This window comes from Lentibacillus sp. JNUCC-1, assembly GCF_009741735.1.
Taxonomy (GTDB): domain Bacteria; phylum Bacillota; class Bacilli; order Bacillales; family Amphibacillaceae; genus Lentibacillus_B.
The window spans coordinates 322,303-348,449 of the sequence record NZ_WHOH01000001.1 but is presented as its reverse complement, the minus strand read 5'-3'; the positions used below and the strand labels follow the sequence as shown (position 1 = coordinate 348,449).

Below are 26,147 nucleotides of genomic sequence, written 5' to 3'. Positions count from 1 at the left end.
GAACCAAACATGCTAAAGCAAGCAAACATCAATAGAGAAGACATCTTGGCAGCTTATCATTTTCGTCACGCCACGAAAGTATATGATGACACCCGACAGATTTCAAATGAGGATTTTGATTTTATTTTAGAAGCCGGGCGACTGTCGCCCAGTTCGCTTGGAAGTGAGCCATGGCAGTTCTTAGTTGTGCAAAACCCTGAACTTCGCCAAAAACTGTTGCCAGTTGCACCAGGTGCAGCAGAAAAATTAAGAACTGCATCTCATTTTGTCATTCTCTTGGCCCGGAAAAACCTACGTTATGACTCGGAACATATGTTGAACCAAATGACACATGTGCAGAAGATGCCCAAAGACATTATTGACCGTGCCGTCGGGAGCTTCAAGAGTTTTCAGGAGCTCAATAAGATTCTCGATAATGACCGCACGCTTTTTGATTGGGCCTCTAAACAAACTTATATTGCGCTTGGCAACATGCTACTGCGGCCGCTTTGAGCGGAATAGATTCCACTCCGATGGAAGGGTTTGACCGGGAAGCTGTGGAAGACTTGTTGCAACAGGAAGGCGTGTTGGATAAAGACGCCTTTGGTGTATCTGTCATGGCAGCTTTCGGTTATCGAAAAGAAGATCCGCCTAGAGAAAAGGCCCGTCAGTCTTCAGAAGACGTGGTCCACTGGGCATAAGTTGAAAAATACGTTTTGTCGTCATACTTCAAGTAAGGCCCGGTATAATACCGGGCCTATTTTGATAGGAGGTGTGGGACATGGCTCATGTACCAGAAGAATTATCAACGTTTACTGCATAAATCCAGATTTCCATGCACAGGCTCACCAACTGCAATACCGAATAAAGAAATACAACACCAACCCGACAACAAAACCCCAAAACCTAAAACACCCAAACAAGAAAACATCTTTTAAAAACAACTGTCCCCTCATCCAACAAACAATCGACACAAACTGCGAACTAATGAAAACTCGAATCAAATATTTTAGAAGAAACCTCACTTACTTAACGAGAAGGACACTAACCACCACAATGAGAGTATCGTGATTTGCGCTGCGTGAAGTCGCTTTCCGCGGGCACGGCCTCAGCCTCCTTGCGGAAAGACCACCGCTGTGGGGTCTTCGGATTCGTGCTGTTCCCGCAGGAGTCGACTTCCCTCCGCTCCAATCACTCTATGTTATTAAGTGGCTTGGACGGTTCTACTCTCATATGAGTAAGAGAATAACCTCTCATACCCAGCTCGGGGAAAACACGGAGACTCCCGTGGGAGCAAAAGCCTAGATGAGACCCCACAGCGCGTAGCGCGAGGAGGCTCATCAGCGCCCACTGGACGCGGAGTGTTTTCCCCGAGCGGTTGCCAGTGGCAGTCATAAAATCTACTTAGTTAGTTCGCAGTTTACTTAAATTGTGTCCTTGGAAGGCTAAGTTATATGAAAGAGAGATCAGGTGCTGGGGAGTGTAATTGTGAACAATTTGTGAACTTTTGTCTAAAAATCAGTTTTTGCTGTATTTTTGTGTAAAAATTTGCTAAATTATTTAAGAAGCCTCTTTTTTCTTTCCAATATTGAAGGGAATGATTCATTCATGTTGGAACACTATCACACAACAATGCCCTCGCATGAAATTTCACCTCTGACATTGGCTGTTATTGCGAATCAAGATCAGTTCGGAAAGACGCAGACTTTTGTAATGGAAGAACAAGACGAGTATGTCGTAAAACAGACACCCAGCAAGATCATTGATGAGGCATGCCGCTTCTTTGGAGCCAGTCTGCGCGGTCGTCAGGACGGTACCAAAGACATATGCGGTATTACACACAAGGCCCCTATATCCATTGATCCCATAAGCGGCATGTATTTCTTCCCGACAGCCTCACCTGCACACCGCCAATGCTCCTGGATCGCTCATTCCCATATTGATGACATTTTCCAAGCAGGCAAAAACCAGACGGAAATCTACTTTAAGAATGGCAAGAAAGTTGTAATCGATGTGTCATTCGGCTCTATGCTGAATCAAATTCAACGCACAGCGCAATTCCGTTATTTATTGGACCATCGGATTAAGCTTTTGCAGAAGCATAATCCCGGGAAGGTGCCAAAGCCGCTGACATGAGCTCACGCACAATGGCCTCCACTTTTTTGCGAATCGCCGGATTAAAGTAGTTACGTTGTTCTTCTCGTCCTTTACACAAAAACAAGTAAGATGAAAAAGTTTCGTTTTGGTTTAGGGTGACGACCTCAATTTCTTGCTGCTGCATTTTTTTCCGTAAGGTGCGCCGTTCATTTTTGGCGATAGTTGCCATTTTGCCCAGAAGTTCTGTATATGGTTCTTTAATTTTAAAATTGCCCTGACGGATCCGTTTTGCGTCTTGTTCAACCACGACCACGGCCATTGATAAAAAGAGAAAGCGTGAAGCAATTTGCAATTCTTCTTTGTTCAAGTAACTCATTAGATACCCCTCCTCGGGACAGGAACAAGTGTTCTTTACTCTATTATATGTTAAAATAAAAAAAAATAAACCGTTTAGCATAAAAAATTATGGAAATGAAAGAAAGAGGCTGAACTTGCTAAGACTATACATAATGGAAAAACGCATTAAAACGTTGTATAGTAGAGTTTGACAAGTAATGTATGTCGTCTGAATGAGGAGAATTTGCTGCATGCCTGTTATGAACATCATCACAAACCTGAAGTTTATGTACGAGAACGATGAATTGGATGAATACATCTTTCAATTGTTGAATGATTATGAAAGCCTCGGGCCGCTGCCTGGGATTCTGCTGCCATTAATAGAAGCTTTTTTACCGTTTTTGCCACTTGTCGTGTTTGTTATTGCCAACGGAGCCGCATATGGGCTTGTTAAAGGATTTTTGTGGTCTTGGATTGGCGCGAGTGGTGGGGCAATTGGCGTCTTCCTGTTAGTTCAAAAGCTGGGGACAAGCGTCTGTTCAAGGCAATCCGGAGAAATAAACAAGTTACAACGGTCACCAAATGGCTGGAGCGACATGGATTTGGTGCTTTATTTTTACTGATGTGTTTTCCGTTTTCACCTTCATCTGTTATTAACGTGGTATCAGGATTGTCGAAGATCAGCACCCAACAGTTTATACTGGCTGTGTTACTTGGAAAGTCAGTGATGATTTTTTCGATTGCCTACATTGGATCGAGCATTCTTTCGTTTGCGGAAAATCCAGTGCGGACAATCGTTGTGGCTGTTTGTATTTTGCTGTTTTGGGTAGTTGGAAAGTTTATTGAGAAAAGGCTGCAGCGCCGTGGTGCTCTTGATGAGCGTGAACAAAGAGAAGAATAAGCTTATTTTATATATCAATCTGCTATATAAACGTGTTCGTCTTTGATAAAATGAAAAGACGAACACGTTTTTTTAAAAGATTTTAACGCCAAGATGAGGGGAAGTGCTGTGGGATTGCGTGTATTGCTTGGGGGAGCCGGGACTGATAAGAGTCAAGCGATCCGAGATGAAATCAAAGAACAAGTTGTTGCCAAACCACAAGGCTCGGCAATTTTTTATATTGTGCCAGATCAAATGACTTTTCAGGAAGAATACAGTCTGTTTCATCCTCATGATGTTCCGGGGAGTATACGGGCACAGGTGATGAGTTTTTCCAGGTTGGCCTGGCGTGTGCTTCAGGAAGCGGGGGAGGAACACGTCAGTTTATCAGCTCCATTGGTGTGCAAATGATGCTTAGAAAAATTATGGAGGAAAGGCAAGACGAATGGAATGTTTTTCAGAAGGCGAAGGAAAAACAAGGATTTCTCGAGCGTCTGGAAGCGATGATGACAGAATTTAAACGGTATTTAATTACGCCAGAAATGCTGAAAAGTCAGATCGATGAGATGGCGCGCTTCCAGCACAAATATACATCTGAACAGGTACTGACTGATAAGCTTGAAGATCTGGTCTACATTTATGATAAGTTCACAGATCTGTTGCAGGGTCAGTATATGGATGGGGAAGACCAACTGCAAATACTTGCAGAAAAAATCCCTCAGACAAACATGTTTCAGGATGCAGAGATTTACCTGGCTGGTTTTCACAGTTTTTCGCCAAAGGAGTTGTTTGTTATTGAACAACTTCTTAAGACATGCCGCCGGGTGACGATTGCTCTGACAAGCGATGAGGTGCCAACATATGCCGTTCAGGAGCTGGATCTGTTTTTCCGGACAAAAACGACTTGTCAGGCATTGAAAAACATAGCCCGTGAAAATGGCCTTCCGATAGAAGAAGATGATGTGTTGCCTGCCGATCAGGGACGCTTCAAAGACAGACCAGCTTTTGCTCATCTTGAGACCCAATTTGATGTAAGACCGCCAGTTCCTTATGAAAAAGCCGAGGTGCCGATTCAAATTGCTGAAGCTGTTCATCCGAGGGCGGAAGTTGAAGGTGCGGCCCAAGAAATAATCAGACTCGTACGGGATGAGGGGTATCGTTATCGTGATATTGCTATTTTGATGAGACAGGCGGATGTGTATCATGATCTGATTGCCACGGTTTTTAATGATCATGATATCCCGGTGTTTATTGATGAAAAGCGGTCAATGCTCAATCACCCGCTGATCGAAATGCTCCGATCGTCATTAGACGTTATTGAGGGGAACTGGCGATATGATGCTGTGTTTCGTGTGCTGAAAACCGGTTTTATTCCTGCAACAGATTCTAGCGCGCCATTGACGCCGGACGCCATTGATGAACTTGAAAATTATGTGCTTGAATATGGCGTGAAGTCACGAGGACGCTGGCTTAGTGATGAGGACTGGGTATTCCAGCGGTTTCGTGGATTTGAGGACGCCTCCCAAACAGATCAGGAGAAAGAAACGCAAGAGAACATTAATGCGTACAGACGTCAGGTGGCTCAGGGCTTGGCTGATTTCGATCACAATATGCGCCAAGCGACTACAGTAAGGGCATTTTGTGAAGAATTATTTTTATTGCTTGAGCATCTCGGGGTCCCAGCACAACTGGAAGCGATGCGTACATTTTATGATGAAGAGGGGAAAATTGAAAGAGGCCGCGAACAGGAGCAAGTATGGCAAGCCTTGATCCAGCTGCTTGAGGAGTTGGTTGAGACGGCGGGAAACGAACCTATGTCGCTCGCAGTTTTCAAAAAAACGATTGAGTCCGGGCTTGAAACGCTCACGTTTGCCCATGTGCCTCCAAGTATGGACCACGTCATTGTCGGTACCGTGGACCGTTCTCGTCTAAGTCATATTCAGTGTGCCTTTTTACTCGGGGTAAACGACGGGATCTGGCCAATGAAACCGCCGATAGACGGGATGATCAATGAGGAAGAACGTGAGCTGTTGCGTGACAACGGATTTGAACTGGCAGACGCCGGACGCCGGGAGTTGCTTGATGATTGGTTTTTCATGTATACCGCACTCACCTTAGCCCGTGATCATTTATGGGTGAGTTATCCATTAAGTGATGAAGAAGGCAAGTCGAAAATGCCATCACCACTCATTAGCCGGCTGGAGAGTCTGTTTCCATCTTTGACTGAGCATCTGCTTTTGCAGGATCCAGATGAATTGCTGGAAGCCAACCGATTCATTACCACACCCCTAAGAACCCGGGCGGCACTTACATCCCAGCTTGCACGTTATCGGAAAGGCTACCCGGTCCAGTCGATCTGGTGGCATGTGCTTAATTGGTATATTGCCCATACGAAAAAGAATGAAAGTACGTATCGCATTTTGCAAAGTTTATATTACCATAACACCCCTGTGAATCTGTCAGAAGACACAACTGAGAAGTTATATGACAAAACCGTGAAAGCAAGTGTTTCCCGGCTCGAGACCTATTACAGCTGTTCCTATCAGCACTTCGCCAAATACAGTCTCGGGCTTGAGGAGAGAAAGACATATAAATTGGACGCACCAGATATTGGACAACTCTTCCACGAAGCATTGAAGCAGATCACAGAATGGGTGCAAGGGGAAGGGCGCCATTTCGCAGATCTCTCCAAGAACGAGACAGACCAATATGCGGACAGAGCCGTCAATGAACTTGCGCCTGTTCTGCAGCATCAAATTTTGCATAGTTCAAACCGGTACTTATATATTCAAAAGAAATTGCGTGAAGTGATTGCGCGCGCAACGTATGTACTGAGTGAACAAGCACGGTACAGCGACTTTTCACCAGTCGGTCTGGAACTTGGATTCGGAACAGGGAAAAACGAAACGCTGCCGGCACTTACACTTCCGCTTGCAAATGGCTACAACCTTATGCTGCGTGGACGAATCGACCGGGTGGATCAAGCTGTGCGCAACGAGCAGTTGTATTTGCGGATTATCGATTATAAATCAAGTGCCAAGGGATTAAGCCTTATTGATGTATATTACGGCCTTGCGCTGCAAATGCTTGCCTATCTTGATGTGATTCTAACCCATTCAGAGACATGGCTCGGCAAGCAGGCGACCCCGGGTGGCGTCTTATATTTTCACGTGCACAACCCGCTGATTAATCGGAATAGCAACATGCCGGAGGATCAGCTTGTTGAAGAGATTTTCAAACAGTATAAAATGCAGGGGATGCTGCTCGCTGATGAATCGATTGTGCAGATGATGGACACGTCCCTCAGTTCCGGGCGCAGTCAGATCGTGCCGGCCGGCGTCAGGAAAAATGGCGGCTTTTACAATGATTCAAAGATTGCTGACCAAGGAACATTCAACGCTCTGCAGGCGCATATTCATCAGCTTATGCAGACAGCAGGCCTTGATATGACATCGGGACATGTGGATTTGAATCCTTATTTACAAAAGCAGCATATTCCATGCACCTATTGCCCGTTTCTCTCAGTTTGTCAATTCGATACGGCGCTTGAAGACAATCAATACCGAAAACTGAAATCAATGAGTGATGAAGACGTTATGGAAGAGTTGCGCCGGAGCAAGGAGGAAACACAATGGTAAAATGGACAACAGAACAAGAAAGGGCGATTTATACAGCTGGACGCGATGTGCTGGTCGCTGCTGCTGCCGGCTCAGGAAAGACGGCTGTATTGGTGGAGCGGATCATTCAAAAGCTGGTCCGTACTGACAATCCGGTGGATATAGACAGCTTGCTTGTAGTAACATTCACAAATGCTGCCGCTCAGGAAATGCGCAACCGGGTTGGTGAAGCACTGGAAAAAGCGCTTGCGGATAATCCCGAGTCCAATCATTTGAAAAAACAGCTGTCTCTTTTGCAGCGTGCATCGATTTCAACTTTGCATTCGTTTTGCCTTGATGTGATTAAACAATATGCTTACGTCCTTGATATTGATCCAGCGTTTCGCATCGCTAATGATATGGAAGCGGATTTAATGAAACAGGATGTTCTGGACGATCTGCTAGAGAACTGGTATGGACAGGAAGGTGCGGACCAGAGAAGCTTTTTTGCAGTGGTGGATCGATTTTCAAGTGACAGAAGTGATGTGGATATAGAGGATCTGATTTTGAAGGTGTATACATTCGCTATGCAGCATCCACAGCCTGAAGCTTGGCTTGATCAGCTTGCTTCAGTTTATGAAATTTCGGATGATTGGAGCGAAGAAAACCTGGGATGGCTTGAAATTATCAGGCGTGAGGTTCAAAGTGAACTGACAGCAATTCGTTCAGAAATGAATTTGGCCCATCAGATGACCCAATTGCCGGATGGTCCTTATCCCTACGCGGAAGCGATTGATCGGGACTTTGCCATGGTAGACGAAGCGTTAAAGCTATCTGATGATTGGAATCAGCTGCAGACCTTTATGACTGAGAGCAAATTTGCAGCATTGTCACGTAAAAAATCTGATGGCAGCGAGGACATAAAAGAGCGTGTGAAGAAACTGCGCGACGGCTATAAAAAACGCTGGAACGATATGAAGGGCGAATGGTTCAGCCGTAACCTCGAGGGTCATGTTGCCGATATGCAGGAACTTGCGCCTGTGATCAGACAGTTGACCAATTTGGTCAAAGCGTTTAAGATCAGCTTTTCTAAGAAAAAACAGGAAAGCGGTGTTGTGGATTTTTCAGATCTGGAACATTTTTGTCTGCAGATTCTCATTGAAGATATCGCACCAGATGGCTCAGTACAGGCCTCAAGTGTTGCGAAACAGCTGAAGAAACAATTCAGTGAGGTTCTTGTCGACGAATATCAGGATACAAACTTGGTTCAAGAGACGATTCTGCAGCTGGTGAGCGATGAAGAGGGAGCGGGGAACCGATTTATGGTTGGGGATGTGAAGCAAAGCATATATGGGTTCCGACATGCCGAACCATCTTTGTTTCTGGACAAATATAAACGCTTTGCCAAAGACCGTGAGCCAGGTGAAAGAATTGACCTTGCGCGTAATTTTCGCAGCAGAAAGGAAGTGCTGTCAGGTGCTAACTATATCTTCAGACAAATTTTGGACGAAGATCTTGGAGATATGGTGTATGACGAAGCAGCAGAACTGATCTATGGAAACATGTCATACGATGAAATGCCTGCTTCTGCACCTGATCCTGAGCTCATTCTTATTGATCGAGAAGCCTCTGATGAATATGAAACTGATGCGCAGGACGGGGATGAAGACTATCTTGATCTAGAGAAGGCCGAGCTTGAAGCCCGCGCCTATGCAGACAAAATTAAAACATGGATCGGACAAAAAGAAGCCAAGCCGATGCAAGTTGTCGATAAGGCGACCGGCAAACAACGGGATCTGCAATTCCGTGACATCGTAATCTTGCAACGAGGCATGAGCTGGGCACCTACCATTGTAGATGAATTGAAGAAACAGGGAATTCCGGTGTATGCTGAGTTATCCACAGGATATTTTGCGGCCATTGAAGTGAAGATTCTTCTAAATACGCTGAAAGTCATTGATAACCCGCGGCAGGATATTCCGCTTGCATCTGTTCTGCGGTCGCCGATTGTCGGTCTGAATGAAGAAGCATTGACACAAATCCGTTTGGCTGATCGGCGCGGCACGTATTATGATGCGCTAAAAGCTTATATGCGTACGACGTCATCAGGAGAAACACTTCAAAAAGTAGAACGCTTTCTGGAGCTGTTCGAGCGGTTTCGGCTTGCGGCAAGAGAAGGGCTCTGTCAGATTTGGTCTGGCAAATTTATCGTGAAACAGGCTATTACGACTTTGTTGGCGGTATGCCAGGCGGACGCCAGCGGCAAGCAAATCTCAGAGCGCTGTATGACCGGGCCAGGAGTTATGAAACCACAGCATTTCGGGCCTATTCAGGTTCCTTAGATTTATTGAGCGTATGGAAGAACGCGATGATGACCTTGGGGCAGCCCGCGCACTTAGTGAACAAGAGGATGTTGTCAGGATCATGACGATCCATAAGAGTAAAGGTCTCGAATTTCCAGTGGTTATTCTGGGAGGAATGGATAAACAATTTAATATGACTGATTTGCGTCAGCGTTATTTGCTGCACAAAGATCTTGGATTCGCAACACGGTATATTGACCCCGAAAAGCGAATCTCTTATCCAACTTTGTATTACCATGCCATGAAGCAGGAGAAAAAGCGCGAGATGCTTGCTGAAGAGATGCGGGTCCTATATGTAGCGTTGACCCGGGCGAAAGAAAAACTCGTCATGATTGGTAACGTCAATTCATTCGCAAAAAAACAAGAGAAATGGGTTCAAATGATTGAACATGGTGAATGGGTGCTTCCGGCCCATTATCGCATAAAGGCTAACTCATATTTAGATTGGGTAGGGCCTGCTCTTGCACGTCATGAGATGAATGAGGTTCTGAGAGCAGAAGAGATGGCGGATGCGGTTCTGGAAGATATTCGAATTGACCCATCCAAATGGGAGGTAACCATAGTCCATGGAAGTGATTATGCCAACATGGATGAGGATGGGGCGCTGGGGGCAGACACCTTAAAAGCTCATATCGAAGCATGGACGTCTGTGCCAGTGGATCTGGACGAAAGTCTTGAAGGAGAGGTTACACGCCGTCTTGATTTTGTGTATCCTTATAAACAAGCAGCAGAGAGCCGGGCAAAGCAGTCTGTTACAGAAATCAAGCGCCAGCGTGAGATCCGTGATGAATATAGTGGGGAGGGCCTTGTGAAATCGTTTCAGGCTCCGATCGTAAAGCGGCCGAATTTCATGCAAAAGGAACAAAGCATATCAGCGGCTGAACGAGGAACAATCATGCACGCTGTCATGCAACACATTCCGTTTAATGCCCAAATGTCAGAAGCTGAGGTTTCTGCCTTTACAGAAGGGCTTGTCCACAAAGAAATACTTACCGCAAAACAGGCGGAAACCGTTGATACAGAAGCAATTGCATCTTTTTTTCAAACGGATATCGCAAGTCTTATGATTAATGCCTCTGAGCTCTATCGTGAAATTCCATTCAGTCTCGCACTTCCTGCAGATGATGTATATGCGGACTGGAGGGGAGAGACAGATGAAAAGGTGCTTGTTCAGGGTGTGATTGACTGTGCGATTCCAACAGAAGATGGCCTAATCCTGCTTGATTATAAGACAGATCGAATTAGGGGCGAAGCGGATGATGCTGTTATTAACCAGCTTAAGAAACGATATGAAGTTCAAATTAAGTTGTATCGACATGCGATCGAACAAATTTGGCAAGTCCCCGTTGCCAGCACATATTTATATTTCTTTAATTTAGGCGGAGAATCACCTGCAACCCTTAAATTATAAATATCTAGAGCACATTGTGTCGGATTTGTTACAAGTGTTCTAAGAGCTTCAATTCCTTGCACGGCAAGGTTTTGAAGTTCTTTTTTTACGTCTTTTTTTCTAGTTATGGTATGGCTGTGATTTGAATCACACTAGGGGCGTGATTTGCTTCACTTAAGTGAGAACTGCTCTCATTTATTCTATATACAAGAACAAAAGGAAAGGGTGAGCGGGATGACTTCTCCAAAGAAGACAGAGATGGCACATACAGACCATGAAGAGGTTTCCATGAAAGGCACATTGGTTTCAGTACTGCTTATAGGTGGCTTTATTGCACTTCTGTGGTTTGCGATTTGGGGCATTTATATGATGAGAGTTTAACAGACATCTGCTTATAAAAAGGAGGAAGCACTTATGCATCGCTATGAAAAGTTTTGGCTGATCGCGAGCAGTCTTATGATATTAGGATTTATGTTTTTTATCGGTTATCAGGCTTTTGCACTCGAAATGGGGCCACCAAGTCATCAGGAAACACTGGATCCGGAAAAGGTGGATGAAACAGCCCCTTTTGACAATCCCGGCGTTAAAAAAATTGGTGAAAACGAATATGAAGTCGTCATGACTCTGCAAATATTCAGCTTTACGCCAACAGATATAGAAATTCCGGCCGGATCAACTGTTCACTTTACAATGACATCAAAAGATGTTGTTCACGGGTTCCAAGTAGCAGGTACAAACATTAATGCCATGGTAATGCCAGGTTATGTTCAAAAAATTACCCAGAAGTTTGACAAACCGGGAGATTATCTAGTTCTATGTAACGAATATTGTGGTGCCGGCCACCAGGCCATGAGCACAACCATTAAGGTGAAATAAAGGAGGGAGAACAGATGGAAGCTGTATTAAAGCAAAACACAATCATGGAAAAAACCAATCGTGTATTAGGAATCAACGAGAAAGACGCACGTATTTCCAGAACTTATTTTATCGTAACCTTTCTCGCTTTGCTTGTCGGTGGTTTTCTTGGGCTTTTACAGGGGCTGAATAGAGCAGGTCTGCTGGAATTGCCAACCTGGATGAATTATTATCAGATTTTGACAGCACACGGCTTATTCTTAGTACTGGTCTTTACATCGTTCTTTACAATTGGATATTTTTACGCTGCATTATCACATACTCTTGGAGGGCTTTTAGCTGAAGTTCGGACAATGGCTTGGATCGGTTTCGGTCTTAAAATTGTTGGGTTCGTCATGGCTCTTATCCCAATTCTGATGAACGAAGCATCTGTTATGTATACTTTTTATCCGCCAATGGCCGCTTCACCCTGGTTTTATGTTGGCTTGGCTTTGATTGTAGTAGGTGTTTGGATGTGTGCATTCGGAGCCTTTATCAATGTTGCTCATTGGCGCAAACAAAATAAAGGTAAACACATTCCGATTCTATCGTTCTTTGCAACTGGTGTATTTATACTGTTGTTCTTCGGAAGTCTGCCTGTTGCCATTGAAGTGATCGGTCTGATTATTCCTTGGTCATTTGGCTGGGTTGATACGATCAACGTCATGTTGAGCCGGACTTTGTTCTGGGCATTTGGTCACACTTTGGTAAATATCTGGTATTTAACAGCTGTCTCCGCCTGGTATGTTATTGTACCTAAAATTATGGGAGGGAGACGTTTCAGTGACTTACTCACTCGGCTTGTCGTAATCCTGCTTGTAATCTTGAATATACCGGGAGGTTTCCACCACCAGATCGTGGACCCCGGCATTTCGGAAACAGTCAAATTCCTTCACGTGTTCATGAGTTTGGCAATTGGTTTCCCTTCACTGATGACTGCATATGCTATGTTTTCCGTGTTTGAAAAAACTGGTCGCAAAAAAGGCGCTAAAGGACTGTTTGGCTGGTTTAAGAAACTGCCTTGGGGCGACGTGCGTTTCTTGGCACCAATGATTGCCATGATCGCTTTCATCCCTGCTGGTGCTGGCGGTGTGGTTCAGACAATGAACCAGCTGGACCAGGTCGTTCATAACACCATGTGGATTGTTGGACACTTTCACCTAACACTTGGAATGACAGCTGTTATGACCTTCTTCGGCATGAGTTACTGGCTCGTTCCATATGTGTCAGGACGGATTCTCACACCTAAAATGAATAAATTCGGTGTCATTCAGACAATTATCTGGACCGTGGGTATGTCCACGATGTCAATCGCAATGCACCTTGTTGGCCTGCTGGGCTCTCCAAGACGGACATCATTCTCAACGTATGGTGACCATGCCACAGCTTTAGGCTGGGATCCATATTTGATCTTCCTTGCTATTGGCGGCACACTGTTAATCATTGGTGTCATCATGCAGGTATACGCTGTTTTTCACCTCATGTTCCGTGCGCCAAAAGGGCAAGAAGAATTCCCGATTGCAGAGCCAGAAGAAAGTGCGTCGAAAACACCATTCTGGACAGAGCGCTGGACACGCTGGATCTTCATTATGTTGATCGTCGTTGCAATGGGCTACGTGATTCCGCTCGTCGACTTTATCGGCAATGCACCTCCAGGATCACCACCATTTAAAACTTGGTAATCATAAAAAACAAGAACAGCCAAAAGCCCAAGCAATCCCGGCTGTGGCTGTTCTTTCATCATTTTTAAATTCTATGCATTTTAGATCTGACTCAAACGTTTAGAGCTTTTTTATAAAGGAAGTGGTCGGTATGTTGAAGGGAAAGGAAAGTAAGGTGGCGCTTGGACTGGTTCTGTTGTTTGGTTTTTTATTGTTTTTCATCGGAACGGACGGGTTCAGTGCTTTCACAGCGGAAACAGCGCGTAAACACAATTTGATCGACAGTCAGCCTGTGTTTCCGGAAGTGACACTGGAAGACAGCCAAGAGCGTGTCTATCCTTTTTCCGAATTTGCGGGGAAATATGTGCTGATTACATTCATATATACCGCATGTACCGATGTATGTCCACAGCTTGAAATGAACATGTCTGAAGTATACCAGGCATTACCTGAGGATGTTTTGGGAGAGGACATTGTGTTTTTGAGTGTCAGTTTTGATCCCGAACAGGATACACCCGAAACTCTGTCAACGTACAGAGGTTATTTTGACAGTGACGGTGAAACATGGCGAATGGCCAGAATTAATGATCAGGAAGAACTTAATAGTCTTTTAGATGCTTTTGGTGTGATCGTTATACCGGATGATAATGGTAATTTCACTCATAACTCAGCCTTTTACCTGGTAAACCCTGAAGGACGTCTGGAAAATGTTATGGATTACAAACAGCCGGAAGCTGCCGCTGAAACCATCCGAACTATTTTGGAGGAAAAGGGTGGTGATGTATGATGACACAAGTCAAAGTTGGATTAGCGATGTGGGTGTTTCTCATGCTTCCTCCAGTAGCGGAATTGCTGGAATCTATTATGATCATTCATATGCATATGCAAATGCCGCTCTTTGTCATTGCCGGATTTTTAATAGCCCCATGGTTTCAGAAAAAATGCCCTGCCGTTTTCTCCAAGTATAACAGGAATGGCATTCCCGGCATTGTTTTGTTCTTAATTATTATGCTGTACTGGATGGTGCCGCGGACTATGGACGAAGCATTAACACTGTCTGTTATGGAAATCTTTAAGTTTGTCAGTTTACCATTTTTGGCTGGGGTTCCGCTTCGTGACAGTTGGACAAAATTGGGAAAAGCAGCGAAGAATATGGTATTTATCTTTTTTCTGGTATCATTTGCTGCGATGGGTGCTTTGTACATTTTTTCCCCGGTGCAGTTGTGCAATAACTATCTCCAGATCGAACAGGTCACATTGGGATGGGGCTATATTACAATGGGCGCTGCCATACTGGTGTATCTCGCACAAATGCTTTTCATCGATCCTGCAGATTATGAATAAGGATACGCTTTTTACAAACAGAAAAGAAACCACCATGGCAAAACATGCCGCGGTGGTTTCTTGCTTGTTTACTGTTATTATTGGGCTAATACGTCTTTAATGTGGTCAATGGCCCATTCAAGATCTGTTTTGTTTATGGTTAATGGTGGTGCAAAGCGGATGACGTTCTCATGTGTTTCTTTGCATAGGAGCCCTTTCTCTTTCAGTGCTTCACAGTACGAACGTGCAGGCTCAGTCAATTCCACACCGATAAACAGCCCTTTGCCTCGTACTTCTTTAATGACAGGATTATTGATTTTCTTCAACTCACCCATCATGTAGTTCCCCAGTTCAAGTGAACGATCAGCAAGCTTTTCATTTTCAATGACCTCGAGTGCTGCAGAAGAGACAGCGCAAGCGAGCGGATTCCCGCCAAACGTGGAGCCGTGTGACCCCGGGTTGAAGACGCCAAGTATATCTTTGTTGGCAACAATGCATGAGATCGGCATGACACCTCCGCCAAGCGCTTTACCGAGAATAAGAATATCCGGTGTAACATCTTCCCAGTCACAAGCGAACATCTTTCCACTGCGGCCAAGGCCAGCCTGGATTTCATCGGCGATATATAGAACGTTATTTTCATGACAAACGTCGTAAGCTTCTTTCAAAAAGCCTTCAGGCGGCATAACGATTCCTGCCTCACCTTGAATGGGTTCAAAAAGAAAGCCCGCTGTGTTCTCGTTGATCGCTGCTTTTAGCGCATCAATGTCTCCATAAGGAATAATTTTAATTCCTGGAAGCATGGGACCGAAGCCACGTTTATACTCTGCTTCTGAGGAAAGAGAAACCGCTGTCATGGTCCGGCCGTGAAAGTTTCCTTCGCACGCAATGATTTCCGCCTGATCTTCTGCGACACCTTTCACATCGTACGCCCAGCGTCTGGCCGTTTTTATAGCTGTTTCCACAGCTTCTGCACCTGTGTTCATCGGCAAAGCCATTTCTTTGTTGGTTAATTTACAAATCTTCTCATACCAAGGTCCAAGTTGATCGTTATGGAAAGCGCGTGAGGTCAATGTGACTTTTTCCGCTTGTTCCTTTAATGCTTCGATAATTTTTGGGTGACGATGTCCCTGGTTGACCGCAGAATAAGCACTTAGCATATCCATATAGCGGTTGCCTTCCGGATCCTCGACCCATACGCCCTCTGCGTGAGCTACGACAACAGGTAGCGGGTGATAGTTTTTTGCACCATATCTTTGCGTTTGGTCGATGATGTTTTGACTGAGTACCATGCAATCCCTCCATATTTAACAAAAATACATAACACTTTCAGTATATCATGATTGCTCTGTTTTTACAGAATTTAAAGGCTTGGCGCTTCAACCGTATGTTGTGAAAAATTTTGGCTGGCATGATATGATACAAGCAAGCACCAAAAAGTGGGAGGAAAAAAAGTTGAATACACATTTACATGTTACATCTTGGGTTTTGGCCCTTATTTTACTTGCTGTAGTTGTAATGTTGCATAAACAAGGAAAGGCAAAGGCAGGGAAAATTGTACATATGATCCTGCGCCTGGATTATTTGCTCATACTTTATTCAGGCGGAGATCTGTTTGCAAATTACATGGGAGATGACCTGCTGATGCTTGCTATAGTGAAACTTTTAGCAGGAATCTGGGCGATCGCTGCCATAGAAATGATTGGTGTCAAAACGGCTAAAGATAAACCCGCCGGTTCATGGTGGGTACAGCTCGTGCTCGCATTTATCATCACATTGGTGCTTGGATTTGGCTTTTTACCGTTGGGATTCGCTTAAGATTGCGGGCGGGTGTCTGGGGAGAATTTCCAGACACCCGTTTTTTGCACGAAGCGGTTTAATTAATGGAGGTACATATCATGAAAAAACAACTTTGGATAGCAGCTTTGGTCGCGTGTGTGCTTATGAAGTCAGTGCCAGTGCATGCGGAAACAAATTCAATAGATCAAGGCATTTCATATCATATTTTGATCGACCGATTTAACAATGGAGATGTCAGTCTAGATGAGACAGTGGACGTAACAGATCCACTCGCCTATCATGGCGGTGATTTTAAAGGCATCGTTAAACGCCTTGATGCGCTGAAAGAACTTGGCATCACTACGATTGTCTTATCACCTCCAATGGCCAATGCTGACAAAGGTTTTCACGGATACTGGATTGAAGATTTTATGGCAGTGGAGCCGCAGTTCGGTACAATGGAAGATTTTAAAACACTTGTTAATGAAGCACATGACAGGGATATAAACGTGATCATGGAATTCGTAATGAATTATGCGGCAAAGTCCCACCCGCTGGTCAAAGAGTCGCCTGAAACGACTGTGGAAAATGCTGTGATAGATGCTCCATGGAAAGAAGGAGCTGTTGTGTTGGATCAAACAAATCAGCAGGTGAAAGAAATGATCACGGAAGCTGCGCTGTTTTGGGTGCAGAATACAGATGTGGACGGCTTCAAATTACATGCTGCTGATCAAACAAATCAACAATTTTTACAGGAATTGACAGATCAGATTAAAAATGAGAATGACTCTTTTTTGCTGCTCGCCAGTGTGCTTGATGAAGAAGCAGATCTAACACCGCTTTTGGAGAACAATAACTTAGACGTCATTGATGATCCAGATATTCAAAATCGGCTGAGAGCAGCGTTGGCTGAGCCAGGGCAAAGCCTTACTCCAGTTATTGATGCAACTGACTCAACGGATAAGCAGCGTTTATTGCAGGCTGATGATTTTTATACGAAGCGCTTTTCTCAGCTGACCGCTGAAAATGGGCGCAATGACCTGACGAGCTGGAAACTGGCGCTCACATATTTATATACCGCTCCAGGGCTCCCAAATCTCACTCAAGGATCGGAAATCCCGATGTATGGAGACGGATGGCCGGAAACAGCCAAACTTGTTCAGTTTAACCGTCAGGACGAAGATACTCTGGCTTTTTACGAAAAAATAGCTTCTATTAGAGAACAATTTCCTGTTCTGGTTGATGGAGCGTTTACTTTTGTTGGTGATAGTGGTGCGATGAGTGTCTATAAACGAACGAATGATAATCAAACCGTATATGTGGCTTTGAACAACGATGTAAAGTCACAGGTTGTTTCTGTAGAAGGATTGAGTGACGAACAACAGCTGAATGGGATACTTGGTGATAACATAGTCCGGCAAAACGAAGACGGTGCCTTTGATCTCGTCCTGCCACGGGAGACAGCCGAAGTGTATATTGTAGAAGAAAACACTGGTCTCAACTGGCCGTTTATTCTTTTTGTCGGCGGCGTCTTTCTCTTGTTCCCGATAGGGATCATTGTTATGGGGAGAAAAGCAAAGAAAAATAATTGATTGAACAGCTGCCCGAGACGGCAGCTGTTTTTAGTTGTGTGATGTAGAAAGTCATCTTCTGGTTTTGTTCTTGCGTTGCTTAGAGAATAAATTTAAAATGGCGATAAGGAACATTCACCAGAAAATAATGAAGGTGGCGTCCCGGATATGTCTGCAGTGTTGATCGTAACGGCCTACTTATTTGGTTGTGTAAATGGAGCTTACTATATTGGCAGAGCAATTGCTAAGGAAGATATCCGGACGCTTGGCAGTGCAAATGCAGGCGCACGAAATGCTGGACGTATATATGGTGCAAAAGCGTTTGTTATGACTATAGCAGTAGATGCTTTAAAGACTGCTGTGCCCATTAGCATTGTGCTTTTCTATGAAGATGCACCATCTCTCATCCCTTATTGGGTTGGACTCAGTGTGCTGATTGGACACATATGGCCGATACAGTTGCAATTTCGCGGGGAAAGGGTGTTGTTGTTTATCTTGCGACAGTGCTTGTTTTGGAGCCTGTCGTACTTTTGCCTGTTGGGATCATCTCTTTGTTTGGTTTGCTTGTTAAACGACTTTTTACTGTGATTGGACTTATTGCGCTTGTAACAGTTCCGGTGGCGGCTGCGTTTCTTTCAGGGGTGTGGCAGGGTGGGATCTTTATGATCATGTTAATCATTGTGATCTGGGCGCATTTGAAGGAGTGATGGGATGACGACATTTAACCATATCATATATAAAACAGCTGACACACCAGATGAACTTGAACAAATTCACCGTTTAAACCATGAGGCGTTTGTTACCGAAATCCCTCAGCACGAAAAGAGGGAAGATAACAGGCTTGTAGATCGCTTCCATAAGGAAAATACATATATGATCGCCAAAGATCAACATAAAGTTGTGGGAATGATTGCCGTCAGAGGCAACCGCCCGTTCTCACTGGATACTAAACTGGAAGACCTTGATGCTTATATCCCGATGAATGCAGCCCCTTGTGAAATCAGGCTGCTTGTCATAAAAAAGGAATACCGTAAAGGCACCGTGTTTTTCGGCTTGTGCGAACAATTAATAGAGTATTGTCTGGAACAAGGCTATACATTAGCTTTGATTTCAGGAACGACACGACAGGAAAAGTTATATAAGCGTATCGGTTTTCGCCCGTTTGGCCCTCTCGTTGGAACAAAACGAGCCCGTTATCAGCCAATGTATTTAAGCAAAGAAAACTTTGAAACATCCAAAAAAGGATTCAAACAATTAATGGATCGCCGCAAACAGCCGTTCCAGCATCAATTTCTGCCTGGCCCTGTCCCTGTCAGTGATAAAGCTGCCAAGGCCTGGCACGCACCAGCCGTCTCACATCGTTCAGAGTATTTTAGAGATATGGTGAGCGGCGTGCAACAGCAGTTACGCAAGCTGACTGGGGCTATGCACGCCATTGTAGCTGTCGGAACTGGCTCGCACGCTAATGACATGGTCGCTGCACAGCTTTCCATGTTGAACGGTAAAGGGCTCATTTTAGTGAACGGAGAATTTGGTGAGCGGTTAATAGACCATGGTAAGAGATGTGGACTTGATTTTAGCTTGATTCAAAAACCATGGAACACACCGATCTTTCGGGAGGATATCGCAGAAATATTGAAGAATGAGGATAAAATCGAGTGGCTGTGGACGGTTCATTGTGAAACATCGACAGGCTATCTGTTCGATATGAACATGCTAAGCGAGCTTTGTGATGAACACAATGTAAAGTTATGTGTAGATGCATGCAGCAGTCTTGGAGTTGTTCCTGTTGATTTGAGTCGGGTGTATCTGGCGAGCGGCGTCAGTGGCAAAGGACTTGCCTCATATCCTGGGCTCTCAATCGTTTTCAGCTATGAGCAGTTTCAGCCATCGGTGTTGATTCCTCGTTATCTTGATGTCGGATTGTATCAGCAATCAGGCAGTGCTCCATTTACGCATTCTTCTAACAGTGTGGCAGCACTTCAGCAGGCATTGGAGAATCGGCCACAATCTCCCCAGCCACTTGCGGATCGAATTCGTGAGATGTTTTACAGCGTTGGGATGGACGTTTTGGGTGACGATAGCTATTCGCCCGGAATTGTGACAGTAGCCCTTCCGGCTAATATATCAGTCAGGAAGTTTGGTGACTGCTTGAAAGAAAAAGGTATTTTTATAAGCTATGAGAGCGGTTATCTGCTCAAGCAGAATTGGTTTCAGACGGCATTGATGGGGGTACAGAAAGAGGATTCCGCACTCAATGCAGCTCAAGAGATTACGAGAGAGTTTAAGCGGTTTAAGAGAGAGACAGGGGGCACTTCATGAACAGGTTAATACCGTATTTATCAAATCATCTTATTGGGGTTACTGTAATGGCACTGCTGTTAAAAACAGTGCTGGTGACACTTATATCCTTTCATGCTCCTGTAACAACATGGTATGATGTTGTACTTTTGATAATCGGACCTCTTGGGACGATTATGTTGTTTGTTGGAATCTCATTTTTGTTTACCAGACTCATGCGTCCATGGCTGCTGATTACAGCATATGTCATTGTGACTGGATTGCTTTATGCCAACGTGCTGTATTATCGTTTTTATATTGATTTTGTTACGGTTCCCGTTTTATTTCAGCTGAGCAATGTGGGAGGCCTGGGGCCAAGTACTGTCGAGTTATTAAGTCCGTGGGATCCTTTTCTGGTGCTTGACCTGATTTTAATTATTTACCTGATGAAGCGCAAACGAAAGCATCATACACCATTTTATACACCCAATAAAAAAAGTTATACCTTTACAGCATTTGCCACAATCGCAATTACATTTGCCTTGGCTTTAATGCAAACGCCATATTTACTGAAGGTAGACTATGACCGTGAGTTACTTGTAACCTCACTCGGCCTCTACAATTATCAGTTTGTAAATATTGCCACGAGCATTAAGGTTCCTATCGAAAAGGCCATGGCTGATGAAGGTGAAGCAAAAGCTGCTAATAAGAAATTGACGAGGACAGAAGAAGAGGAAACAGATCTGTTTGGGGTTGCTGAAGATAAAAATGTGATTATAATAAGTCTCGAATCAACTCAAGGGTTTGTGATTGATGAAGACGTGAACGGAGAGTCAATTACACCATTTATGAATGAACTGATTGAGGATAGTTTTTATTTCAGTAATATATATGATCAGACTGCTCAGGGTAAAACGTCTGATGCAGAGTTTATGATATCCACAGGGCTATACCCGCTTCCGAGTGGTTCGGCATTTGTACGCTATCCTAAGAATACTTATCAATCATTGCCCAAGATATTACAAGAGGCTGGAGGCTATCAGGCTTATTCATTCCATGCCAACGACCGGACCTTCTGGAATAGAGAAGAAATGTACACAGCTCTTGGTTATGAAGAATTTTTCTCGAAACGTGATTATAAAGTGACGGAAGAAAATTCCGTTAACTATGGACTCAAGGATATCCCTTTTTATGAACAGAGCATGGAAATGCTAAAAGATCTGCCCGAACCTTATTTAGCTAAATTTCTAATGTTGACCAACCATTTTCCATTTTTGCTTGAAGAAGAAGATCAGTTCATTGATAAAGCAAATACGGATCTTGAAGTGGTAAACAGATATATGACAACGGTGAGATATGAGGATGAGGCTTTAAAACGCTTTTTCGAACTGCTGAAAGAAGCGAATATGTATGAAGATAATATTTTTGTTATTTATGGGGATCATTACGGAATCTCTAAGCAATATGAAGAGGGAGTTCATCAATTTCTGGATGAGAAAGATACGCCGCTGAATCATTTGGCTTTACAGCGGATCCCGCTCATTATCCATGTTCCAGGGCAAGAAGGGAGAGAGATTGATATAACTGGGGGGCAGATTGACATACGTGCGACACTATTGCACCTTCTCGGTGTAGATGACCGAAACAACATGTCGCTCAGCCGCAATTTGCTGACACGCTCAGGTGATCATCCAGTTGTATTTCGCGATGGTGGGTTTGTTACTGAGAATTATGCTTATATTGAACGTGGATGCTATAACAGGGAGCAGGAGAAAAAAGTCTCCCAGTCCAAATGCACACCATATTTAAAACAAGCCCGTGATGAACTGCGCATCTCAGATCACCTTATCCAACGTGACTTACTGCGATTTCTGGAATAAGCCGAAGTTCCTCATTGCTTTTACAGTCGTCCCCTATAACGAATAGTAGACACAAACTGCGAACTAATGAAAACTTGAATGACTGCTTCTGGCAATCGCTCGGGGAAAACACTCCGCGTCCGGTGGGCGCTGATGAGCCTCGGGCCCACAGGATGTGGGTCATGAAGGCGTTGCGACAGGACGTCGCGGTCTTAGCCTTCCTTCCCCTCTAGCGCGCTGTGGGGTCTCATCTAGGAGTCTGTCCGACGGAATGAAAGTATTACCAGATAAATGGGTGGAATGCCGGACTTTCATGTATAATTAATATTACAAAGTGAAGATTGAACGGAAAAAGAAAGGGGCATTCCACCATGGCACCATTTAAGCCTTATTCAGTGGAGCAAGGAGAGCTAATCCCGACGTATTTTGGGGATTTGATTCCTTCTGATCACCTTGCTCGCACTGTTAACGACATTGTTGATGAACTAAATATTTCTCATATGACAATTCACTATAAAAATCGTGGTCAAGAAGCTTAAAATCCGAAGATGTTGATTAAGATTCTCTTTTATGGCTATCAAACGGGTGTGTTTTCATCCCGTAAATTGCATACGGCAATTCAAGAAAGCATTCCCTTTCGCTGGCTGGCCGGTGGCCAGAAGCCTGATCACCGCACTATTAGTGATTTTCGAAAAAACAACATAAATAATTTGGCCCCTTTATTTAGTCAGGTTATTCTAATCGCTAAAGAATTAGGTCATGTATCCATGGCACATGTAAGCATTGACGGTTCAAAGTTCAAGGCTAATGCTTCAAAGCACAAAGCGATGACACGCGGCTATATGAAAAAAGAAATTAAGCGTATGGAACAGCTTATTGCCGATCACTTGAACGAAGCCCAGCTGCAAGATGCCATCGAAGATGAACAAACGGAACCCACAAGTCGAGGTATACAAGATCATCAAAAGCGCCTGGAAACGATCAAGGAAGCATTACAAAAACTAGAAGAACGCAAACCTGAATCAGCTTTAGCAACAGCTGACAAGGACCAGGCTAATTTTACGGACGATGATTCACGAATTATGAACACCCGGACACAAGGCGTGATACAAGGCTACAATCCACAAGTTGCAGTTGATTCAGACCGTGGCTTTATCGTTGGAATGGCCATGAGTAATAATTCCAGTGATCAACAACAGTTTGAAAATGTCTTATCCTCCATTCGGGAGAATATGGGTGCCATGCCAGAGATTGTTACAGCAGATGCCGGTTATTTTAGTGCAGCCAACATTCAACAAGCCGAAACCTATGGAGTAGATGCCTATATTGCAGCAACCAAAGAAGGCAAACAAAATGGTAATCCTTATGACAAGTCGAATTTCACTTATGACCAAGAACAAGATACTTATATCTGCCCTATTGGTCAAAACATGGTGCTTAAAAAAGTTAAATACCGCCATCATGAGACCAGACCTACAACATGGATTTATGAAGGTCAAGCATGCTTAGACTGCCCCTTTCAAAGTGAGTGTGTAAAATCTAAAACAGGCAAAAGAACTATACAACGTACAGAAGCTGATCCAATACGTGAAGCTATGAGAACGAAAGTTCAAAGTGACGAAGGGAAAGACATTTACAAGAAACGTAAAGCAATTGTAGAGCCGGTGTTTGGGCAACTGAAAGCGTGTCAAGGCTTTCGGCAATTTCACCTCCGCGGAAAAGAAAAAGTTTCGGGTGAATTTGTGCTGCTTGCGTTGGCTCATAACCTTAGGAAGCTTCATTTTCTTAAGCATCCAAAAAATGTGTTAAAGCAAACAAGGGATAAGTCTGTCCAAAATCTGAAAAAGTTATCATAAAGGGCACGGATAAGGCTGGATTTAAACACTATTCATTTCAAAATAGCGTTTTTTTGGAGAAATATGCTCAAAAAGTTAAATCTGACCCCTTAAATAACATTCCGTCGGACAGACTCCTAGGAGCCCTGGACAGAAGTAAATTGCGAAACTTCACTAATATACGTATTAAAATTATTGTGCGGTGTTTATCATGATTTGGACATAGAAAAAAGCACTCCTTTGATGATACAATGTTTTTTGGGAAAAACATACCAACGAAGAGTGCTTTATACCGTTCATTATACCTTGTTTTGCCCAAAAAAACCATCGTTTTTAGGTACTCTTTGTTGGGATTAAAAAATGAGGAGAGATTTTATGGCACATCGCAGCCCGAATTGTCCAAATCAGATTGTTCTTTTTGAGGAATTATTACAGGAGAGAGTTGAACACAAGCCACACGCTGCCCGTTTCTTTATGTACTTAGCAAATGTACTGGATCTAAGGTACTATGCATCTCTATCTATGGGAGCTCCACGCTATTCCCGCCGGGAATTGACAGCAGTTATACTTTACGCCATGTATCATGGTCATTATGCGGCGCAGAAAATCCAACAATTTGCTGAAGACAGCATTGGCGCACAATGGATCTTATCCGGCATGCGAATGCCCAGCTATAAAACGGTGGAACGCACAATTGATGCCTTATTCGAAGAAGTTGATCATCTCTTCATTCAGATCATCGGAATTTGTGATGGGTTATTCCTGGTTGGTTGGAAACGTATGTATATTGATGGTACAAAGATTCAAGCTAATGCCTCTAAACACAAGGCGATGAGTTATGAACGTCTAACAAAGAAAATTGATAATCAATCAATTAATATTGAGTCGTTATTTGAAACGATGAAGCCATACATCAGCAGCTTGGAACAGGTACCGGATGATAAGTTAAACGCTTGTATCCATGATCAGGCCCAATTAGTTAACCACATTTTACGACAACAACACGAAAGAGAACTTCGGAAAAAAGAACAGCAAGTGTTCAACCTTGACCTTGATGAGGCTGAGAAAACGCAGGGCTTGAATTTGGAAGAAACGTTAAAGCGTCTTCTATGCTTCTGAATAACGTTCCATCTGAAACATTTAACCAGGTGGTAAATGTGTTAAACGATATTGCGATCACAAGTGATCGACTCAACACGATGGAGCAGGCAAAAACAGCTCTGGAGCAAAGATGGAAAGAAGAGAAGGGGAACAAAAAAATCCCACCGGAAAAGCAAATCAATTTTACGGACGCAGACTCTAACATTATGATGACAAAACATCATGGAGTGCAGCAGTGTTACAACAATTTTGCCTGGGTGGATGATAAGACCCATATTATACTTGGTACACACACGGGCAACAGCGCTTCTGATCAACTTGAATTACAGCCAACACTACTTGATGCGCAAAACATGTGCGGCTCATTGGAAGGGATGCAGGCTGGTGCCGATGCCGGATTTTTTTCCGCCGAGAATATTCGTTTCATGAAGGATAAAGGCATCGACTTTTATGTATCCTATCCAGAGCTAAAGAGTCCGTTTGGAAAAGATAAATTTGATTATGACCCGGCATCTGATACATACACATGTCCAGAAGGAAGTACATTGGGGAGAAAAAAAATAAAAAAGTCCGGAAAAATTGGGGAGTACAGTAATTTAGAAGCTTGCCAAAAATGTCCTCTCAGTGCGCAATGTACGAAAGCAACAGACGGTATTCGCAGAATAGAGAGGCATTTGGAAGATGATAGTCTTCGTGAAGATGCGAAGGCAAAGGCCAATAGTGAGAAAGGCAAGGAAATTTTAAGACAAAGAAAAAGCGTACCAGAACCAGTGTGGGGAAATATCCAAACACAAGATGGCTGGAAACAGATGCATATGCGGGGGAAGAAAAATGCCTCCCGTGAGTTCAAATTACACTGTGTGATGCACAACATTCGAAAAATAGTCAAGCTCTACTTGAATAGTTTGTCATATCAGCAGGTGGTCCAAGAGAAAGAAAACAGCCTACGGTATCCCGCCTGATGGAAGAAGCCCGAGAGGAGGTGCTGAACGTTTAGTCGCAATAGCAGAAAGTTTAAAATCGTGATGTTTATTTGTCATACCTATTTTTTTCTTGATTTATTTTATGTCAATAAAAAAGTTAAATAACGCCATCTTTAGCTTTTTAAAAAATACTTTTGTCTAGGGCTCCTAGGCTTTTGCTCCCACAGGAGTCTCCGTGTTTTCCCCGAGCTAGGTGAGTGGTGTTCATTTTCTTGCTTTA

17 protein-coding genes and 4 pseudogenes are annotated in these 26,147 nt (G+C 43.8%); 19 read left to right on the top strand and 2 right to left on the bottom strand.

Translation table 11 applies throughout. The features are described from left to right. Positions 1–9: 9 nt before the first annotated feature. Positions 10–680, top strand: a pseudogene (locus JNUCC1_RS01720) (NAD(P)H-dependent oxidoreductase). A 907-nt stretch (positions 681–1,587) separates the two neighbouring features. Beyond that, complete coding sequence (locus tag JNUCC1_RS01715; RefSeq protein ID WP_156643721.1) at positions 1,588–2,115, top strand: competence protein ComK; 528 nt, start codon at positions 1,588–1,590, stop codon at positions 2,113–2,115. On the opposite strand, the gene JNUCC1_RS01710 is transcribed toward JNUCC1_RS01715, so the two are convergent. Further along, positions 2,063–2,452, bottom strand: coding sequence for a hypothetical protein (locus tag JNUCC1_RS01710; protein WP_156643720.1), 390 nt, complete (start codon positions 2,450–2,452; stop codon positions 2,063–2,065). The genes JNUCC1_RS01715 and JNUCC1_RS01710 overlap by 53 nt on opposite strands. 211 nt (positions 2,453–2,663) lie before the next feature. On the opposite strand from JNUCC1_RS01710, the pseudogene JNUCC1_RS01705 reads away from it, so the two are divergent. From JNUCC1_RS01705 to JNUCC1_RS01670, 8 genes and pseudogenes are all read left to right on the top strand, one after another. Next, positions 2,664–3,313: pseudogene (locus JNUCC1_RS01705) on the top strand (TVP38/TMEM64 family protein). Between the two features lie 108 nt (positions 3,314–3,421). Then, positions 3,422–6,930, top strand: a pseudogene (addB, locus tag JNUCC1_RS01700) (helicase-exonuclease AddAB subunit AddB). After that, positions 6,924–10,662: pseudogene (gene addA, locus JNUCC1_RS01695) on the top strand (helicase-exonuclease AddAB subunit AddA). The pseudogenes addB and addA overlap by 7 nt, the downstream one beginning before the upstream one ends. 213 nt (positions 10,663–10,875) lie before the next feature. Next, positions 10,876–11,022: a cytochrome c oxidase subunit 2A gene (locus tag JNUCC1_RS01690; protein ID WP_156643719.1), complete on the top strand. Its 147-nt coding sequence runs from the start codon at positions 10,876–10,878 to the stop codon at positions 11,020–11,022. A 33-nt stretch (positions 11,023–11,055) separates the two neighbouring features. Then, positions 11,056–11,517, top strand: a complete 462-nt coding sequence (locus tag JNUCC1_RS01685) for a cytochrome c oxidase subunit II (protein WP_156643718.1) — start codon at positions 11,056–11,058, stop codon at positions 11,515–11,517. Between the two features lie 14 nt (positions 11,518–11,531). Further along, the gene (locus JNUCC1_RS01680) at positions 11,532–13,217 is read left to right on the top strand and encodes a cbb3-type cytochrome c oxidase subunit I (RefSeq protein WP_156643717.1); all 1,686 of its coding nucleotides are present in this window, start codon (positions 11,532–11,534) and stop codon (positions 13,215–13,217) included. A gap of 130 nt (positions 13,218–13,347) precedes the next feature. Then, on the top strand, positions 13,348–13,983 hold the full coding sequence (locus JNUCC1_RS01675; protein ID WP_156643716.1) for an SCO family protein: 636 nt from the start codon (positions 13,348–13,350) through the stop codon (positions 13,981–13,983). Continuing rightward, positions 13,980–14,540, top strand: coding sequence for a hypothetical protein (locus tag JNUCC1_RS01670; protein WP_331713555.1), 561 nt, complete (start codon positions 13,980–13,982; stop codon positions 14,538–14,540). Before JNUCC1_RS01675 ends, JNUCC1_RS01670 begins: the two co-directional genes overlap by 4 nt. Before the next feature lie 77 nt (positions 14,541–14,617). On the opposite strand, the gene JNUCC1_RS01665 is transcribed toward JNUCC1_RS01670, so the two are convergent. Continuing rightward, positions 14,618–15,811: an ornithine--oxo-acid transaminase gene (locus JNUCC1_RS01665; RefSeq protein WP_156643715.1), complete on the bottom strand. Its 1,194-nt coding sequence runs from the start codon at positions 15,809–15,811 to the stop codon at positions 14,618–14,620. A 163-nt stretch (positions 15,812–15,974) separates the two neighbouring features. On the opposite strand from JNUCC1_RS01665, the gene JNUCC1_RS01660 reads away from it, so the two are divergent. The 9 genes from JNUCC1_RS01660 (at position 15,975) to JNUCC1_RS01620 (ending at position 25,906) form a co-directional block, all read left to right on the top strand. Continuing rightward, positions 15,975–16,337 (top strand): YisL family protein, encoded by a 363-nt coding sequence (locus JNUCC1_RS01660; RefSeq protein ID WP_231746939.1) that lies wholly within the window; start codon positions 15,975–15,977, stop codon positions 16,335–16,337. 80 nt (positions 16,338–16,417) lie between these two features. Then, positions 16,418–17,890 carry an alpha-amylase family glycosyl hydrolase gene (locus JNUCC1_RS01655; RefSeq protein WP_197431596.1) on the top strand — a complete coding sequence of 491 codons (1,473 nt, stop codon included), beginning with the start codon at positions 16,418–16,420 and terminating at the stop codon, positions 17,888–17,890. Between the two features lie 147 nt (positions 17,891–18,037). Further along, complete coding sequence (locus JNUCC1_RS19410) at positions 18,038–18,457, top strand: glycerol-3-phosphate acyltransferase (protein WP_156643712.1); 420 nt, start codon at positions 18,038–18,040, stop codon at positions 18,455–18,457. Positions 18,458–18,580: 123 nt separating this feature from the next. Next, the gene (locus JNUCC1_RS01645) at positions 18,581–20,191 is read left to right on the top strand and encodes a GNAT family N-acetyltransferase (RefSeq protein WP_156643711.1); all 1,611 of its coding nucleotides are present in this window, start codon (positions 18,581–18,583) and stop codon (positions 20,189–20,191) included. Further along, the gene (locus JNUCC1_RS01640; protein ID WP_156643710.1) at positions 20,188–22,029 is read left to right on the top strand and encodes an LTA synthase family protein; all 1,842 of its coding nucleotides are present in this window, start codon (positions 20,188–20,190) and stop codon (positions 22,027–22,029) included. The genes JNUCC1_RS01645 and JNUCC1_RS01640 overlap by 4 nt, the downstream gene beginning before the upstream one ends. 350 nt (positions 22,030–22,379) lie before the next feature. Continuing rightward, entirely contained in the window at positions 22,380–22,547 is a 168-nt protein-coding gene (locus JNUCC1_RS01635) for a hypothetical protein (protein ID WP_156643709.1), read from the top strand. 9 nt (positions 22,548–22,556) lie between these two features. After that, complete coding sequence (locus JNUCC1_RS01630) at positions 22,557–23,864, top strand: IS1182 family transposase (RefSeq protein ID WP_156643708.1); 1,308 nt, start codon at positions 22,557–22,559, stop codon at positions 23,862–23,864. A gap of 354 nt (positions 23,865–24,218) precedes the next feature. Continuing rightward, positions 24,219–24,962, top strand: a complete 744-nt coding sequence (locus tag JNUCC1_RS01625; RefSeq protein WP_156643707.1) for a hypothetical protein — start codon at positions 24,219–24,221, stop codon at positions 24,960–24,962. Then, positions 24,953–25,906, top strand: coding sequence for a transposase (locus tag JNUCC1_RS01620; RefSeq protein ID WP_156643706.1), 954 nt, complete (start codon positions 24,953–24,955; stop codon positions 25,904–25,906). The genes JNUCC1_RS01625 and JNUCC1_RS01620 overlap by 10 nt, the downstream gene beginning before the upstream one ends. Positions 25,907–26,147: the final 241 nt, after the last annotated feature.